At 57.8% G+C, this 14793-nt stretch carries 18 protein-coding genes; 4 read left to right on the top strand and 14 right to left on the bottom strand.

The features are described from left to right. Positions 1–47: 47 nt before the first annotated feature. The 4 genes from rplT to thrS are packed head-to-tail and all read right to left on the bottom strand — an operon-like array spanning position 48 to position 3161. On the bottom strand, positions 48–404 hold the full coding sequence (rplT, locus tag H043_RS0108985) for a 50S ribosomal protein L20 (RefSeq protein WP_002553161.1): 357 nt from the start codon (positions 402–404) through the stop codon (positions 48–50). Between the two features lie 28 nt (positions 405–432). Then, on the bottom strand, positions 433–627 hold the full coding sequence (rpmI, locus tag H043_RS0108980; protein WP_002553160.1) for a 50S ribosomal protein L35: 195 nt from the start codon (positions 625–627) through the stop codon (positions 433–435). A 60-nt stretch (positions 628–687) separates the two neighbouring features. Further along, positions 688–1239: a translation initiation factor IF-3 gene (infC, locus tag H043_RS0108975; protein WP_170929410.1), complete on the bottom strand. Its 552-nt coding sequence runs from the start codon at positions 1237–1239 to the stop codon at positions 688–690. Beyond that, positions 1239–3161 carry a threonine--tRNA ligase gene (gene thrS / locus H043_RS0108970; protein ID WP_027611557.1) on the bottom strand — a complete coding sequence of 641 codons (1923 nt, stop codon included), beginning with the start codon at positions 3159–3161 and terminating at the stop codon, positions 1239–1241. The genes infC and thrS overlap by 1 nt, the downstream gene beginning before the upstream one ends. A 381-nt stretch (positions 3162–3542) precedes the next feature. On the opposite strand from thrS, the gene H043_RS0108965 reads away from it, so the two are divergent. Together H043_RS0108965 and H043_RS0108960 are read left to right on the top strand one after the other, a co-directional pair. Continuing rightward, complete coding sequence (locus H043_RS0108965) at positions 3543–3842, top strand: hypothetical protein (protein WP_003226370.1); 300 nt, start codon at positions 3543–3545, stop codon at positions 3840–3842. A gap of 292 nt (positions 3843–4134) precedes the next feature. Then, on the top strand, positions 4135–4347 hold the full coding sequence (locus tag H043_RS0108960; protein ID WP_003179963.1) for a cold-shock protein: 213 nt from the start codon (positions 4135–4137) through the stop codon (positions 4345–4347). Between the two features lie 72 nt (positions 4348–4419). On the opposite strand, the gene H043_RS0108955 is transcribed toward H043_RS0108960, so the two are convergent. Next, positions 4420–4737 carry an I78 family peptidase inhibitor gene (locus H043_RS0108955; protein ID WP_007961248.1) on the bottom strand — a complete coding sequence of 106 codons (318 nt, stop codon included), beginning with the start codon at positions 4735–4737 and terminating at the stop codon, positions 4420–4422. 168 nt (positions 4738–4905) lie between these two features. Next, positions 4906–5211: a hypothetical protein gene (locus H043_RS0108950; protein ID WP_027611556.1), complete on the bottom strand. Its 306-nt coding sequence runs from the start codon at positions 5209–5211 to the stop codon at positions 4906–4908. A gap of 132 nt (positions 5212–5343) precedes the next feature. Between H043_RS0108950 and H043_RS0108945 the strand changes: the two genes are divergently transcribed. Beyond that, the gene (locus H043_RS0108945; protein ID WP_027611555.1) at positions 5344–5556 is read left to right on the top strand and encodes a hypothetical protein; all 213 of its coding nucleotides are present in this window, start codon (positions 5344–5346) and stop codon (positions 5554–5556) included. A gap of 33 nt (positions 5557–5589) precedes the next feature. Here the strand turns inward: H043_RS0108945 and H043_RS0108940 are convergent, their stop codons facing one another. The 8 genes from H043_RS0108940 to H043_RS0108905 form a co-directional block, all read right to left on the bottom strand. After that, entirely contained in the window at positions 5590–6618 is a 1029-nt protein-coding gene (locus H043_RS0108940) for a nucleoside hydrolase (protein ID WP_027611554.1), read from the bottom strand. A 44-nt stretch (positions 6619–6662) separates the two neighbouring features. Beyond that, positions 6663–7067 carry a D-ribose pyranase gene (rbsD, locus tag H043_RS0108935; protein WP_027611553.1) on the bottom strand — a complete coding sequence of 135 codons (405 nt, stop codon included), beginning with the start codon at positions 7065–7067 and terminating at the stop codon, positions 6663–6665. Next, the gene (rbsK, locus tag H043_RS0108930) at positions 7064–7981 is read right to left on the bottom strand and encodes a ribokinase (protein WP_027611552.1); all 918 of its coding nucleotides are present in this window, start codon (positions 7979–7981) and stop codon (positions 7064–7066) included. Before rbsK ends, rbsD begins: the two co-directional genes overlap by 4 nt. 24 nt (positions 7982–8005) lie before the next feature. Next, the gene (locus H043_RS0108925; RefSeq protein WP_027611551.1) at positions 8006–9025 is read right to left on the bottom strand and encodes a LacI family DNA-binding transcriptional regulator; all 1020 of its coding nucleotides are present in this window, start codon (positions 9023–9025) and stop codon (positions 8006–8008) included. A gap of 3 nt (positions 9026–9028) precedes the next feature. Continuing rightward, entirely contained in the window at positions 9029–10006 is a 978-nt protein-coding gene (locus H043_RS0108920) for an ABC transporter permease (RefSeq protein WP_007961238.1), read from the bottom strand. Then, complete coding sequence (locus H043_RS0108915; RefSeq protein ID WP_027611550.1) at positions 10003–11556, bottom strand: sugar ABC transporter ATP-binding protein; 1554 nt, start codon at positions 11554–11556, stop codon at positions 10003–10005. The genes H043_RS0108920 and H043_RS0108915 overlap by 4 nt, the downstream gene beginning before the upstream one ends. A 57-nt stretch (positions 11557–11613) precedes the next feature. Beyond that, positions 11614–12570, bottom strand: a complete 957-nt coding sequence (locus tag H043_RS0108910; protein ID WP_003226388.1) for a sugar ABC transporter substrate-binding protein — start codon at positions 12568–12570, stop codon at positions 11614–11616. 202 nt (positions 12571–12772) lie between these two features. Then, complete coding sequence (locus H043_RS0108905) at positions 12773–13228, bottom strand: hypothetical protein (RefSeq protein ID WP_027611549.1); 456 nt, start codon at positions 13226–13228, stop codon at positions 12773–12775. 349 nt (positions 13229–13577) lie between these two features. Between H043_RS0108905 and H043_RS0108900 the strand changes: the two genes are divergently transcribed. Then, positions 13578–14666 carry an asparaginase gene (locus H043_RS0108900; protein ID WP_027611548.1) on the top strand — a complete coding sequence of 363 codons (1089 nt, stop codon included), beginning with the start codon at positions 13578–13580 and terminating at the stop codon, positions 14664–14666. The last annotated feature ends 127 nt before the right edge of the window (positions 14667–14793 follow it).

The raw sequence follows: 14793 nt of genomic DNA, 5'->3' as shown, positions 1-14793 counted from the left end.
TAACACCTGGCCCCACAGAGGTGAGGCCGGGTGACTGTCGGGGGTACTTAAGCCAAGGTGGCTTTAGCTTTCTCGACAATCGCAGCAAACGCCGCTTTTTCGTTCACTGCCAGATCAGCCAGAACCTTACGGTCGATCTCGATGGACGCTTTTTTCAGGCCAGCGATGAAACGGCTGTAGGACAGACCGTTAACACGAGCACCAGCGTTGATACGAGCGATCCACAGAGCGCGGAACTGACGTTTTTTCTGACGACGGTCACGGTAGGCGTATTGGCCTGCCTTGATTACCGCTTGCTTGGCAACACGGAATACGCGGGAGCGTGCGCCGTAGTAGCCTTTAGCAAGTTTCAGAATTTTTTTGTGACGCTTACGGGCAATGACGCCACGCTTTACACGAGCCATGAGTTACTTCCTCTATTCTTGACTAAAATTAACGAAGGCGCAGCATGCGCTCGACTTTTGCCACGTCAGACGGATGCAGCAAGCTGCTACCGCGCAGTTGACGCTTACGCTTGGTCGACATTTTGGTCAGGATGTGGCTCTTGAAAGCGTGCTTGTGCTTGATACCGTTAGCAGTTTTCAGAAACCGCTTAGCAGCACCACTTTTGGTTTTCATTTTTGGCATGTTCGGATACTCCGCATTCAGTTGATAAACATAATCAGAAGGCCTGCCGTGCCCTGTTGATTACTTCTTCTTTTTCGGGGCGATGACCATGATCAGCTGGCGTCCTTCCATCTTAGGATGCTGTTCGACCGAACCGTACTCGAGCAGGTCAGCTTCAACCCGCTTGAGGAGTTCCATCCCCAGCTCCTGGTGGGCCATCTCACGGCCGCGGAATCGCAAGGATACCTTGGCCCTGTCCCCGTCACTCAGGAAACGTACCAGGTTGCGCAGTTTTACCTGGTAATCCCCTTCCTCCGTCCCTGGACGAAACTTGATTTCTTTTACCTGAATCTGCTTCTGGTTTTTCTTCGCTGCTGCAATCTGCTTCTTCTTCTCGAAGATCGATTTGCCGTAGTCCATCACCCGGCAAACCGGTGGGACTGCGTCAGCAGAGATTTCTACCAGATCAAGCTTTGCTTCTTCAGCAATACGAAGCGCTTCATCAATCGAGACGATGCCAATCTGCTCGCCATCAGCGCCAATTAACCGAACCTCGCGTGCCGAGATATTCTCGTTGATCGGGGCTTTCGGTGCAGCTCGTTTATCTTGTCTCATTTCACGCTTAATAATAATTACTCCGAATCTGGGCGACCACGCCGGGAAACCGCTTGCGCGAGAAACTCAGCGAACTGGGCGACGGGCATCGAGCCCAGGTCAGCACCTTCACGAGTACGCACAGCGACAGTCTGCATCTCGACTTCCTTATCTCCGATAACCAAAAGATAGGGAACCTTGAGCAAAGTATGCTCGCGGATTTTAAAGCCGATCTTTTCATTTCTCAAGTCGGACTTGGCACGAAATCCGCTTTCGTTGAGAGTTTTTTCAACCTGAGCGACGAAATCTGCCTGTTTATCAGTGATATTCATGATCACTGCCTGGGTTGGCGCCAGCCACGAAGGGAATGCACCTTCGTAATGCTCGATCAGAATCCCGACGAAACGCTCGAACGAACCGAGGATCGCCCGGTGCAGCATCACTGGGTGTTTGCGGCTGTTGTCTTCGGAGACGTATTCGGCGCCCAGACGGACAGGCAGGTTGAAATCGAGCTGCAAGGTACCACACTGCCAGACGCGACCGAGGCAATCTTTCAGCGAGAACTCGATTTTCGGACCGTAGAACGCACCTTCACCCGGCTGCAGATCATACGGCAGACCCGCAGAATCAAGGGCTGCAGCCAGTGCCGCTTCGGCGCGATCCCACAGCTCGTCGGAACCTACGCGTTTTTCCGGACGAGTGGACAGTTTCATCTCGACGTCGGTGAAGCCGAAATCGCGGTAAACGTCCATGGTCAGCTTGATGAACGCCGCGGATTCGGCCTGCATCTGCTCTTCGGTGCAGAAAATGTGAGCGTCGTCCTGAGTGAACGCACGCACACGCATGATGCCGTGCAACGCACCCGACGGCTCGTTACGGTGGCAGGCACCGAACTCGGCCAGACGCATCGGCAGCTCGCGGTAGCTCTTCAGGCCCTGGTTGAACACCTGCACGTGGCATGGGCAGTTCATCGGCTTGATGGCGTAGTCGCGGCTTTCCGACTCGGTGGTGAACATGTTGTCGGCGTAGTTGGCCCAGTGCCCGGATTTCTCCCAGAGGCTGCGGTCAACCACTTGCGGGGTCTTGATCTCAAGGTAGCCGTTGTCACGCTGCACTTTGCGCATGTACTGCTCGAGCACTTGATACAGAGTCCAGCCGTTCGGGTGCCAGAACACCATGCCCGGCGCTTCTTCCTGGGTGTGGAACAGGCCCAGGCGCTTGCCGATCTTGCGGTGATCGCGCTTTTCCGCTTCTTCGATGCGCTGGATGTAAGCCGCCAGCTGCTTCTTGTCAGCCCAGGCTGTGCCGTAAACGCGCTGCAATTGCTCGTTCTTGGCATCGCCGCGCCAGTAGGCGCCGGACAACTTGGTCAGCTTGAAGGATTTCAGAAAACGCGTGTTCGGCACGTGCGGGCCGCGGCACATGTCGACGTATTCTTCGTGGTAGTACAGGCCCATGGCCTGTTCGTTCGGCATGTCTTCGACCAGACGCAGCTTGTAGTCTTCGCCGCGGGCCTTGAACACTTCAATCACTTCGGCGCGCGGAGTGACTTTCTTGATGACGTCGTAATCTTTGTCGATCAGCTGATGCATGCGCTGTTCGATGGCGGCCATGTCGTCCGGCGTAAAAGGACGCTCGAAGGCGATGTCGTAATAGAAGCCTTCGTCGATAACCGGGCCGATGACCATTTTCGCAGTCGGGTACAGCTGCTTGACCGCGTGGCCAACCAGGTGCGCACAAGAGTGGCGAATGATCTCCAGCCCCTCTTCATCCTTTGGCGTGATGATTTGCAGCGTCGCGTCGCTGTCGATGATGTCGCAGGCGTCGACCAGCTTGCCGTTGACCTTGCCGGCCACAGTGGCCTTGGCCAGACCGGCACCAATGGATGCGGCGACCTCGGCTACGGAAACCGGGTGATCGAATGAACGTTGACTGCCGTCGGGAAGAGTAATAGTTGGCATGGCGCCTCCTCTCCTAGTGGTGACCCCTACCAAAGGTCACGTGGGTTGGGATGAGCCAGTACAAGATCCGATCCAGGCCATTCAATGACGAACGCCTGCCTTACAGCGGCAGGAGCCTTGCGGCCAACCGGAAAACCGAACCAGAGTGACTGGGATTCAAATCAGAATTTTCGCACGCTGACCGCTGCCGGGGCTGAAGGCCATCCGGAGCCTGAGAACGCTTGAGCCCGGCATGCTAGCACAGATGAGCGGTCATCGACGTCATCGAATTGAGGTGTTGCTGATTTGCGCATTTTTGCGGCGCGAAGTGAACTTGGGATATACGCTTTGCCTCAAATAGGCTGAGAATCGTCGCCGATATCAACCCAAGGAGTTTCCGACATGCGCCTTATCCGACTTTTTGCTTTCGCGGCCCCGCTGGCCCTGCTGCTGCCGCTGAGCGCCAACGCGGCCTGGCCTGCCGGCGTCAAAGCCCAATACATGAACGACTGCACCGCCGCAGCCAGCAAGAGCGTCAATCCGGCCGAAGCCAATAAACATTGCGCTTGCGGTGCCGACGTTCTGGAAAAGAAATTCACCACGCAAGAGATCGCGCAACTGATGGACAAGAACACCCCGCCAAGTGGTGAACTGGGTCAGCGCGCACTGAAAGAAATCTCGGTTTGCCGCGTGCAGAAATAAGCGCTGACGAATGTTTTTTCGGGCGTCCAGCAGGCTGAAAACCGCCAAAAAGACCCCAAAATCGATAATTTACGCAGGTTTTATAGCTTTTTTTACACCCTCTTCACTCGGCTGAAAGCCACTGAAACCGGGGCTTGCAGACATTTCAGAGGTTGAAATCGATGCAATATGAAAGCAAACAGCACGTCCGGGGGGCTACCAAAGCGAACATTTCGACTATGATACTCCGGTGTGCCCAGTTGGCCTGAGCAGCACAGTACTACTGAAAATATATGTTTCTTGGAGATACACCATGTCTAATCGCCAAACCGGCACCGTTAAATGGTTCAACGATGAAAAAGGCTTCGGCTTCATCACTCCTCAAGGTGGCGGTGACGACCTGTTCGTACACTTCAAAGCTATCGAATCCGACGGTTTCAAAAGCCTGAAAGAAGGCCAGACCGTCTCTTTCGTGGCTGAGAAAGGCCAAAAGGGTATGCAAGCTGCACAAGTTCGCCCAGAGTAATTTCCCGGCGCACTAAAAAAACCCCGTCCATGTGACGGGGTTTTTTATACCTGCAACAAAAGCGGTCTGAGATCAGCCGCAGTTGACGCGAGTGACCACCAGGTTGTTGTCGGTGTTCAGATTCAAGCGATCGGAACGGTACTCCAGAGTGATCATGTCGGTTGGCTTGAGGAAGCGGGCGTTTTGCGCGCCAGCCTTGGCACGAGCCTGATCGAGCAGTTCCGGCGAAGCCTTTTTACCGATGGCAAACTCCGCTGCCTTTGCTTCACAGCGGCTATGACCAGCATCGGTCGCCACAGGATCCTTTGCCGACTCGCTGGAGGTTGTGCTGCAACCGGCCAACATGGCAACGGCCATTAGTGCACCCAGAGACGCGAACTTCAAAGGCATGAAGCCTCCTTTTTTCAAATGGTTAAGCTGAGATCGTGCGACCACCAATCCGGCGTTTGGTTTCACAACCGATGCTGTCACCCTGCCCCACGATCCGGAAAAACGCTGAGTCTGCCTGAAGTGCGCGCATCGCATCCTCACGCAATCGTCACCGAATATTAACGAAGCTCAATAGACGTCGATGTAATCGTGCGGCGGATTCGGCCAGTTGTCTTTCAGCGCATTGAAAATCTGCATCACCCAGACTTCATCACTGGCCGCGACCTTGCCGACATACCCCGACCCCTTGGCCCAGGTCTCCAGGCGAAACAGCAGGCCAACAATATCCTGGCCGCCGGTCACACCGGAAGAGATATAGGCAATCCCACCCTTGGTCACACGCAGCTGCGTGTGCACATCATCGCTGGCCGACGCCAGCAACTGGCGCACAGCGTCGAGTGTCAGGCCGTCGGGGGTGTTCAAATCGATCTGCACAGCACATTCCTTGGATCAGCCGGAAAAGACCAAGTGTCGCATAGCGCCGCGCTCATGCCTAAGTCGCAGTGCCAAACGCCCGACAAAATGGTTAACTCGGACGCAGACATTCCTGACTTTTCGAGCACATCCATGAGCACTGTAAGCATCACCGCCGACATCAAGGTTCTTTGGCCTAAAGGGCACAGTTCGTATAGCCCGGGCAGCTCGGAGGAGCTGGCGTTGATCAGCATTGATCTGCTGGTCAAGACCATGGGCACCCAAGGTGCGCAGACGTTTATCGCCCAGGTTTTCGAACGCTATCAACACGAGAACAAGGGCGCGCAGGACGCTGAGAGGGAGTAGCGACCCGCAGGCTGGCACCTGCGGGTTCATGCCTTACTTCAAGCGCTTCAGACGCTCGGTCAGCAGATCGAAAAAGCCCTGCGCATCGCCGTTCTCGACCCAGAATGCATTCTTCGGTTGTTTCAGGCCGTCATACCAGTCAACGATGGTCTGGCCAAAAGTCGGACCTTCGCGACTATCCACTACAACGTTGACCGAACGACCGGTGAACAGCTCAGGCTTGAGCAGGTAAGCGATGACGGTAGCGTCATGCACCGGGCCGCCCGGGATGCCGTAATGCTCCATGTCGCCCTTGATGTACTCGTTGAGAATGTCGCCAACGATCTTGCTTGCGTTGTTGTTCAGCGCGGCAATCTGCTTCAGGCGTGCGTCGCTGGTGAGGATCTTGTGGGTCACGTCCAGCGGCAGGTAGGTCAGTTTCACGCCGCTCTTGAGTACCACTTCCGCCGCTTGCGGGTCGGCGAAAAGGTTGAATTCAGCCACCGGGGTGATGTTGCCGCCATTGAAGTGCGCACCGCCCATGATCACCACTTCCTTGATGCCATTGACGATCTCCGGCTCCTGGATCAACGCCAGCGCCAGATTGGTTTGCGGGCCAAGCATGGCGATGGTGATGCTGTGCGGCTTGGCTTTTTTCAGGGTGTCGATGAGGTAGTTGACCGCATTGCCTTCGGCCAGGCCTTTTTTCGGCTCATGCACGGTGACACCCGACAGGCCTTCCTTGCCATGGATGTTCTCGGCGTAGATCGGCGTACGCATCAGCGGTTTCGGCGCACCGGCATACACCGGAACGTCTTCGCGCCCTGCCCATTCGCGAGCCAGGCGCGCGTTGCGCGATGTCTTGTCGAGGCGCACGTTGCCAGCCACGGTGGTCAGTGCACGAATGTTCAGTTCATCCGGCGAAGCCAGGGCGAACAGCAAAGCGACCACGTCGTCGGCGCCAGGGTCGGTGTCGATGATCAGGTCGATCTTTTCAGCAGCCTGAGCGCCGGTGGCGGTAATAAAAGACAAAAGCAGCAGACTCCGAAGCAATTGGTGGAGTTTTTGAGCATAGCGGTGCATGGCGCATTCCTTGTGCTGATGAAAATGAAAGGGTCGGAACCCGATTAGAACGTTACCCCGGCCACCAGCACGATGTTGCAGTACGGCTGACATTCGCCTGTACGAACAATCGCCCGCGCCTGTCGGCTGAGAACCTTGAATTGCTCATGCGTCAGCAGATCGCGCCGACCGAGGGCACCCTCTTCTTGCAACTCGTCCAGCGCGACCAGGGCGGTCGGCTGCTTGTCGAGGATTTCGTTGGCCAGTACATGGCTTTCCACCTGCATCTCGCTGAGCACGACTTTCAGGGTACTGACAAAATCCGGAACGCCGTGGGTCAGCGCCAGATCAATCAATTCAACACCCGGTGGCACCGGCAGTCCGGCGTCACCGATGACCACCATGTCACCATGGCCCAGGGAGGCGATCAGCCGCGACAACGCGACGTTGAGCAGAGGAGTCTTTTTCATGCGGGTTTGAACGCCTGTACGTCGGACATGGTTGGAATGGAAGGTTGTGCGCCGGCCCGGGTCACAGACAGCGCTGCCGCGACTTGCCCGTACCGGATCGCCTCGGCCTCGGATTTGCCACTGGCGAGCGCCGCAGCAAAACCGCCGACGAAGGTATCGCCCGCGGCGGTGGTATCGACCGCCTGCACCTTTGGCGCCGGGAAGTGCTCGAAACCTTTGCCATTGGCAAACAGTGAACCTTGCGCACCGAGGGTAATGATGACCTTGCCCGCGCCCATTGCGATCAACTGGTTGGCAGCGCTTTCTGCGCTTTGCAGCGAATCGACCGGCAACCCGCTCAACGCGGATGCTTCACTTTCGTTGGGGATCAGGTAGTCGATGGCGGCAAACCAGTCTGCCGGTAGCGGACGACTGGCCGGCGCCGGATTGAGGATGACCGTTTTGCCCAGCGCACGTGCACGCTTGAGCGCATGCCCAACCGTTGCATCCGGGATCTCAAGCTGGCAGATAATCACGTCGGCCGCTTGCAGCACCGCATCAAAACGGTCGATCACGGCCGGGGTCATTGCACCGTTGGCGCCAGCAACGATCACGATGGCGTTCTGACTGTTGTCATCGACCACGATCAGCGCCACGCCACTGGAATCTTCGACCGTGCTCACCGCCTGACAATCGATTTGCTCGGCCAGCAATGCCTCACGCAATTGCACGCCGTAGTCATCGTTGCCAACACAGCCGACCATTGCCACCCGCGCACCCAGGCGCGCAGCAGCGACTGCCTGATTGGCACCCTTGCCGCCGGACACGGTGGCAAAGGAATGACCGATCAGCGTTTCACCGCCCTTGGGCAGCCGTGGTGCCCGGGTGACCAAATCCATGTTCAGGCTGCCTATTACCACTACATTTGCTGGCATACATCACTACTCGTCAATTCGGTTTCAGCGGTACTCGGTGAATACGCCGGACAGCGGCGCAGTCGATTCGCGCAAGACAATACTCGGGGTCACGATCCGTTGATCGGTGACCAGACTCGGGGTAGCAATCCTTCGCAGCAACACTTCGGCAGCCATCTCGCCTAGCTGCAGGATCGACTGGCCAACAGTGGTCAGCGCCGGGTACACGTAGCGACTCATCTGGATATCGTCGAAACCGATCACCGACAGCTCGCTCGGTACGCGGACATTGCGCTCGGCCGCCGCGCGCAGCACACCGATCCCGATCATGTCGTTACCGGCGAAGATCGCACTCGGCGGATTGCTTTCAAGCAGGATCGCCGCCGCGTTGTAACCGCCAGTGCTGGTGAAATCGCTTTCCAGCATGCGCTCGGCCCGCACCTTGATGCCCGCCTCCTGCAGCGCCCGACAAAAACCCGCCTGACGCATTTGCGCCACGCTGGTGCTCGACGGACCACCGATGGTGGCGATATCGCGATGGCCCAGCTCCAGCAGATGCCGCGTCGCCAGATAAGCGCCATATTCATGGTCGATACGCACCAGGTCGGCGTCGACGCCATCCAGCCCGCGGTCGACGATGACCATCGGCGTTTTCACCCCGGCCAGCCCTTGCGCGAGCCCGATGTCGCCACCGGCGGAGGCGACGATCAGGCCGTCAATGCGCTTCTCCAGCAGCACGCGCAAATAGCTGCGCTGTTTTTCCGGGTTGTCGTCAGAATTGCACAGGATCACGCAGTAGCCGTTACGCTCGCAGTAATCCTCGATGCCCCGTGCCAACTCGGCAAAATACGGGTTGAGGCTGTTGGGCACCAATAAGCCAATGGTCGCAGTGGTCTTGGCTTTCAGCGAACGCGCCACCGCACTCGGCACATAGTCGAGGCTTTTGATGGCCGCCTCGACCTTCAACCGCACTTCCTGGCTGACCGGGCGCGTCTTGTTCACCACGTGAGAAACCGTGGTGTAGGAAATCCCCGCGAGCGCCGCCACATCCTTGATCGTTGCCATCTGTTAGCCCCGTCGACTGGCGCGCTGGCTGCGATAGGTATCGAGCACTACCGCGATGACAATCACCGCGCCGGTGATGATGCGTTTGGTTGGCTCGGTCGCGCCGATCTGCGCCAGACCGGCGGCCAGTACCGAAATGATCAACACACCGAAAAAGGTGCTGATCACCGAACCACGGCCACCCATCAGACTGGTGCCACCGATCACCACGGCGGCGATCACTTGCAATTCGAGACCGGAGCCGGCATTCGGGTCTGCCGCTTCCAGACGGGAAATCTGGAACAGTGCGGCAATCCCGGCCAGCAGCCCCATCAGGCTGAACACCAGAATCTTGTACGGTTTTGGATTGATCCCGGCCAGCCGCACCGCTTCTTCGTTGGTGCCGATACCGATCAGGTAACGACCAAACACGGTGCGGGTCAGCACAGCTTGCGCAATGAATATCACCAGCAAGGCAATGATGAACGACGGCGAAATGCCGAACGCGATCGGGTTCGACAGCCAGGCAAACGAATCACCGATGTACGCGGTGCGCGAACCGGTCATCTGGTACGCCAGGCCACGGGCCATTTCCAGCACACCGAGCGAAACGATGAACGACGGAATGCGCCACGCCACGGTGATCGAACCGGTCACCGTACCCGCCAGTGCCGCTACCGCCATACCGAGCAACGCGGCCGGCAACACGCTCCAGCCCCAGCCGAGAATCGCCACGCTGACTGTCGAAGCGGCAAGTGCCAGCACCGAACCGACCGACAGGTCGATGCCGCCGATGATCAGTACAAAGGTCATGCCCACCGCCAGCACCATCAGATCGGGAATCTGGTTGGCCAGCGTGCTGAAAGTGTCATAGGACAGAAAGTGGCTGCTCATCATCGAGAACAGCGCCACCATCGCCAACAAGGCCCCGGCCAGGCCCAGATAGGTGCCCAGACCGTAGAAATTGCCACTACGTTTGCCGGCGGAAGATGCAGTTTTCATGGGAGATCCCTAGGCGCCGCTTCATTGAGCAACGCATCACGTTTTTGGTAGCCGGCGAACGCGGCGGCAAGCAAATCATCCTGGGTCCAGCTGTCGCGCTCGAAGGTATCGATCAAACGCCCTGCCGACAGCACACCGATCCGGTCGCAGATCAGCATCAGCTCGCGCAGGTCACTGGACACCACCACCAGCGCCTTGCCCTGACGCGTCAACTCGCCCAGCAAGGCGTAGATATCGAACTTGGCACCGACATCGATGCCGCGGGTCGGCTCGTCGAACAACAGCACCGAGCAATCGCGCTCCAGCCAGCGGCCGATCACCACTTTCTGCTGGTTGCCGCCAGACAATTCCGACACCAACTGAGTTGGGCTGGAACTGCGGATGCGCATGGCGTTGATCTGACGCTGCGCCAGGGAAATTTCGTCGCTGGCATTGACGATTCCTGCCCTGGAAATCTCCGGCATGTTGCCCAGGGCGATGTTGGCGCTGATCGACTGACTGAGCAGCAAGCCTTCACCCTTTCGGTCTTCGGTGATCAAGGCAATGCCATGGTTCACCGCATCAACCGGCGAACGCACACTGACCACCTGTGCCGGCGAACCCAGCGCAATCGTGCCGCTGTCGGCCAGATCGGCGCCGAAGATCAGTCGCAGCAATTCGGTGCGCCCTGCCCCGATCAGCCCGGAAATCCCGAAGATCTCGCCGGCACGCACTTCGAAGGATACATCGCGCACCTTGTCGGAGCGGGTCAGGCCCTTGACCGTCAGGGCCGGGGCGCCGATCTTGCGCGGGCCCATGTCGATGTGTTCGCCCAGTTCGCGACCGACCATCAAGGTGACCAGTTGCTCACTGTTGTAGTTGGCCATCGGTTCGACGCAGACCAGATTGCCGTCACGCAGCACGGCAATGCGTTGCGCGACGCGCGCCAGCTCTTCGAGGCGGTGCGAGATATAGATGATGGAGACGCCACGCGCCTGCAAGCGAGTGATCTGCTCGAAGAGCATTTCCACCTCGCGGGCGGTGAGCATCGCAGTCGGTTCATCAAGGATCAGCACATGGCAATCGCCGATCAGGTTGCGTGCGATTTCGACCATCTGTTGATGGCCAATGCCCAGTTCGCCGACCAGGGTGTCCGGGTCAATGGCATCGAGGCCAACCTGCGCCATGGCCTCGATCGCGGCTTTGCGCAATTGCTTGCGACTGATCCAGCCGCCGTTGCTCGGCAGGTTGTCGAGAAACAGGTTTTCCGCCACCGACAGGGTCGGCAGCAGATTGAGTTCTTGCATGACCATGCGCACGCCAAGCTCTTCGGCCTGGGTGCGACTGCCCGGACGGTAGTCCTTGCCCTGGAATTGCATCTGACCGGTGGTGGGCGTAACCAGCCCCCCAATGATCTTCGACAGCGTGCTTTTACCGGCGCCATTCTCACCGGTCAGCGCCAGCACTTCACCGCGCATCAGCGTCAAGTCGATGCCCGTGAGCACCGGTTGCGCATAGGTCTTACCGATACCGCTGACCGAGAGGACAGCGTTCGGGGCGGAAACTGACATAAAAAACTCTCCATGCGCTCGTCCGGACGGACGAGCGCCGTTGTGTCGCCGGAAGACTTACTTAGTGACCAGCTCGACTGGCGTTTCGATCACGCCATTGACGCCGCTGTCGACTTTTTCGCCCTTGAGGATTTTCAGCGCAGTCTCGATACCGAACACGGCCTGCTTGGCAGCGAACTGATCGGCCGTCGCCAGCACACGACCATCCTTGAGCATCGGCTTGATCGCATTGATGTTGTCGTAACCGACCACTTGGACCTTGCCCGCCTTACCGGCAGCGCGCACAGCGGAAACAGCGCCAACGGCCATGCTGTCGTTACCCGCCAGCAGCGCCTTCACATCCGGGTATTCGCTGAGAATCGACGCAGCAACCTTGTTGCCCTTGTCGATCTCCCAGTCACCGGATTGCAAGGAGACAACCTTGATCTGCGCCGCCTCCATCGCATCCTTGAAGCCTGCGGTGCGTTGCTGGGCGTTGGTGGTGGTGGACACGCCTTCGATGATGCCGACCTCGTCACCGGCCTTCAGTTGCTTGGCCAGGTATTCGCCGACCAGACGCGCACCTTTGCGGTTGTCCGGGCCTACGAAAGGCACGCTGATGTTTTTGCTTTTGACGATCTGCGGATCAAGCTGGTTGTCAATGTTGATCACAGTGATGCCGGCATCGACGGCTTTCTTGATCACCGGCACCATGGCTTTGGAATCGGACGGTGCGATAACGAGCGCGTTGACCTTGGCCAGAATCATCTGCTCGACGATACGGGTCTGGCCGGCGGTATCGGTCTCGTCCTTGATGCCGTTGGAGATCAGGTCGAAGTCGGCGGAGTGTTCTTTCTGGTAGGCCTTGGCGCCATCTTCCATGGTCAGGAAGAATTCGTTGGCCAGGGATTTCATGACCAGTGCGACTTTGGGTTTTTCCGGGGACTCGGCGAAAGCCGAAGAGACAGGTAGTGCGGCGGCTGCGGCAGCCAGCATAGCGACAGCAAGAAGACGTCCAGCGAATGGCAGCTTCATGGGTTCACTCCGATCTTATGATTATTGTGAGCAACGCTCGCGCTGGCGTAAGCTTCAGCGCTCTCTTCCGGATAATAGTGCACCGGGGAAGCCGCGCAAACGTTTGCGTAGACCGAACTATGCGAATCCCGCCGACATTTGTCAACAATCAGAAATCGTCGTTGTATTGCGGGGCGCAATCGTCTGATTCACCCCTTACCGCTTAAGCCGTGGTGCTGACCAGGTTGCCGCTGGTGGAATCCTTGGACATTTCCTTGACCAGTGCCGCTGCGACTTCCATCAGCGCGCCGCTAGTTTGCGCGATCTGCCCCTGAACGGACATCACCGCCTGTGACTTGGCCTCGGGCGTCGGATAGCTCGCCGCCTGAGCCGCCGCCAGTTGCTGTTGCTGCTCCTGCAGTTGCTTCTGCAATTCCTGCATGCGCTTGAGCAACATTTTTACGGTCACGCTCAGACTGTCGCCGCTGTCAGCGCTATCCGCCTTGCTGGCTTCTTGCGCGGGACCACCGGTGCGAACTTGATTGCTCGGTTCTTTTTCAACGCCAAGCGCCTCGTCGGCAGCATCTGCTTCCGCCTGGTTCATTGCATTGATTGTCGCTGCGGTTTTACCGCCAATGGTGACTGAGCCGGGATTTGAAAAACCGATCGTCAGTGACATGTGAACTCCCTAAATAAACGTTTCCTTCCACAGCCATCGGCCTGCTGACGGGTTTCTTTAGCAGAAGACCTGAAACCAACAAGCCGTTGCGGTCGCCAGGAGGTGCAGTCCCTTTCGGTGAACCGAACACGAAAGCTTCCTTTGTTCGGAAACCCGGATAAGCCATTCATTCAAGAATCCGAAAACTTACAAAATATTGATATAAATCATCAGGTTAAACATTTCTCTAAAGCAAAGTAGCACTGGTACAGATCCTGCTCCCTAGCCTGCACCCCGGGCATTCAGATCGGCTCGGGGCGCATCTAGATGAACCTGCATCAGCACCGTCTCACTACTAGAGAGAAAAATAATGAAATCTGCTTTCAACACCTTGGTTCCGGGCGCTTTGGCCCTCCTCCTGCTCCTGCCCACTGCCCTTCAGGCAAAAGAAGTCGAAACCCAGACCAAACTCGCCAACGTCGTGGTGCTTGCCACGGGCGGCACCATTGCCGGTGCCGGCGCCAGCGCAGCCAACAGCGCCACCTATCAAGCGGCCAAAGTCGGGATTGAACAACTGATCGCCGGCATCCCCGAACTGAGCAAACTGGCGAACGTGCGTGGCGAACAAGTCATGCAGATCGCTTCGGAAAGCATCACCAACGACAACCTGCTGCAACTGGGTCGCCGCGTATCGGAACTGGCCGACAGCAAAGACGTCGATGGCATCGTCATCACCCACGGCACCGACACCCTGGAAGAAACCGCGTACTTCCTGAATCTGGTGGAAAAAACCGACAAGCCGATCATCGTGGTCGGCTCGATGCGTCCGGGCACCGCCATGTCGGCGGACGGCATGCTCAACCTGTACAACGCCGTCGCCGTCGCCAGCAGCAAAGAAGCGCACGGCAAAGGCGTGCTGGTAACCATGAACGACGAGATCCAGTCCGGTCGCGACGTCAGCAAAATGATCAACATCAAGACCGAGGCGTTCAAAAGCCCTTGGGGTCCGCTGGGCATGGTGGTTGAAGGCAAATCCTACTGGTTCCGCTTGCCGGCCAAGCGTCACACCATGGATTCGGAATTCGACATCAAAAACATCAAGAGCCTGCCTGACGTAGAAATCGCCTACTCCTACGGCAACGTCGACGACACCGCTTACAAGGCTCTGGCCCAGGCCGGCGCCAAAGCGATCATCCATGCCGGTACCGGTAACGGTTCGGTGTCTTCGCGCGTAGTGCCATCCCTGCAAGCCCTGCGTAAAGACGGCGTGCAGATCATCCGTTCGTCCCACGTCAACGCCGGCGGCTTCGTCCTGCGTAACGCCGAACAACCTGACGACAAGTACGACTGGGTGGTCGCTCACGACCTGAACCCGCAAAAGGCCCGCATCCTGGCCATGGTCGCCCTGACCAAAACCAACGACAGCAAAGAACTGCAGCGGATGTTCTGGGAATATTGATTGGCCCTCGCCTGACCCTTTCGGGTCGGGCAACCTGCTCACCACTCGCCCGTGCGGCGGGTGGTGCTGCCACTTACGCTGAGCGCGACTTTTTCATACAAAATAATCGACCCGACCTACACCAAAA

It is taken from the genome of Pseudomonas sp. URIL14HWK12:I6 (assembly GCF_000514195.1).
GTDB lineage: Bacteria > Pseudomonadota > Gammaproteobacteria > Pseudomonadales > Pseudomonadaceae > Aquipseudomonas > Aquipseudomonas putida_A.
The sequence above is the reverse complement of the archived record's forward strand: the minus strand, read 5'-3'. Positions and strand labels throughout refer to the sequence as shown.

What these genes read in the sequence shown, in the direction of transcription:
- rpmI (WP_002553160.1), bottom strand. Translation starts at nt 627, where the DNA reads ATGCCAAAAATGAAAACCAAAAGTGGTGCTGCTAAGCGGTTTCTGAAA.
- H043_RS0108955 (WP_007961248.1), bottom strand. Translation starts at nt 4,737, where the DNA reads ATGCCTTTGAAGTTCGCGTCTCTGGGTGCACTAATGGCCGTTGCCATG.
- rbsD (WP_027611553.1), bottom strand. Translation starts at nt 7,067, where the DNA reads ATGAAAAAGACTCCTCTGCTCAACGTCGCGTTGTCGCGGCTGATCGCC.
- H043_RS0108910 (WP_003226388.1), bottom strand. Translation starts at nt 12,570, where the DNA reads ATGAAGCTGCCATTCGCTGGACGTCTTCTTGCTGTCGCTATGCTGGCT.
- H043_RS0108905 (WP_027611549.1), bottom strand. Translation starts at nt 13,228, where the DNA reads ATGTCACTGACGATCGGTTTTTCAAATCCCGGCTCAGTCACCATTGGC.
- H043_RS0108940 (WP_027611554.1), bottom strand. Translation starts at nt 6,618, where the DNA reads ATGCACCGCTATGCTCAAAAACTCCACCAATTGCTTCGGAGTCTGCTG.
- H043_RS0108960 (WP_003179963.1), top strand. Translation starts at nt 4,135, where the DNA reads ATGTCTAATCGCCAAACCGGCACCGTTAAATGGTTCAACGATGAAAAA.
- H043_RS0108915 (WP_027611550.1), bottom strand. Translation starts at nt 11,556, where the DNA reads ATGTCAGTTTCCGCCCCGAACGCTGTCCTCTCGGTCAGCGGTATCGGT.
- H043_RS0108965 (WP_003226370.1), top strand. Translation starts at nt 3,543, where the DNA reads ATGCGCCTTATCCGACTTTTTGCTTTCGCGGCCCCGCTGGCCCTGCTG.
- H043_RS0108900 (WP_027611548.1), top strand. Translation starts at nt 13,578, where the DNA reads ATGAAATCTGCTTTCAACACCTTGGTTCCGGGCGCTTTGGCCCTCCTC.
- thrS (WP_027611557.1), bottom strand. Translation starts at nt 3,161, where the DNA reads ATGCCAACTATTACTCTTCCCGACGGCAGTCAACGTTCATTCGATCAC.
- H043_RS0108925 (WP_027611551.1), bottom strand. Translation starts at nt 9,025, where the DNA reads ATGGCAACGATCAAGGATGTGGCGGCGCTCGCGGGGATTTCCTACACC.
- rplT (WP_002553161.1), bottom strand. Translation starts at nt 404, where the DNA reads ATGGCTCGTGTAAAGCGTGGCGTCATTGCCCGTAAGCGTCACAAAAAA.
- H043_RS0108945 (WP_027611555.1), top strand. Translation starts at nt 5,344, where the DNA reads ATGAGCACTGTAAGCATCACCGCCGACATCAAGGTTCTTTGGCCTAAA.
- rbsK (WP_027611552.1), bottom strand. Translation starts at nt 7,981, where the DNA reads ATGCCAGCAAATGTAGTGGTAATAGGCAGCCTGAACATGGATTTGGTC.
- H043_RS0108920 (WP_007961238.1), bottom strand. Translation starts at nt 10,006, where the DNA reads ATGAAAACTGCATCTTCCGCCGGCAAACGTAGTGGCAATTTCTACGGT.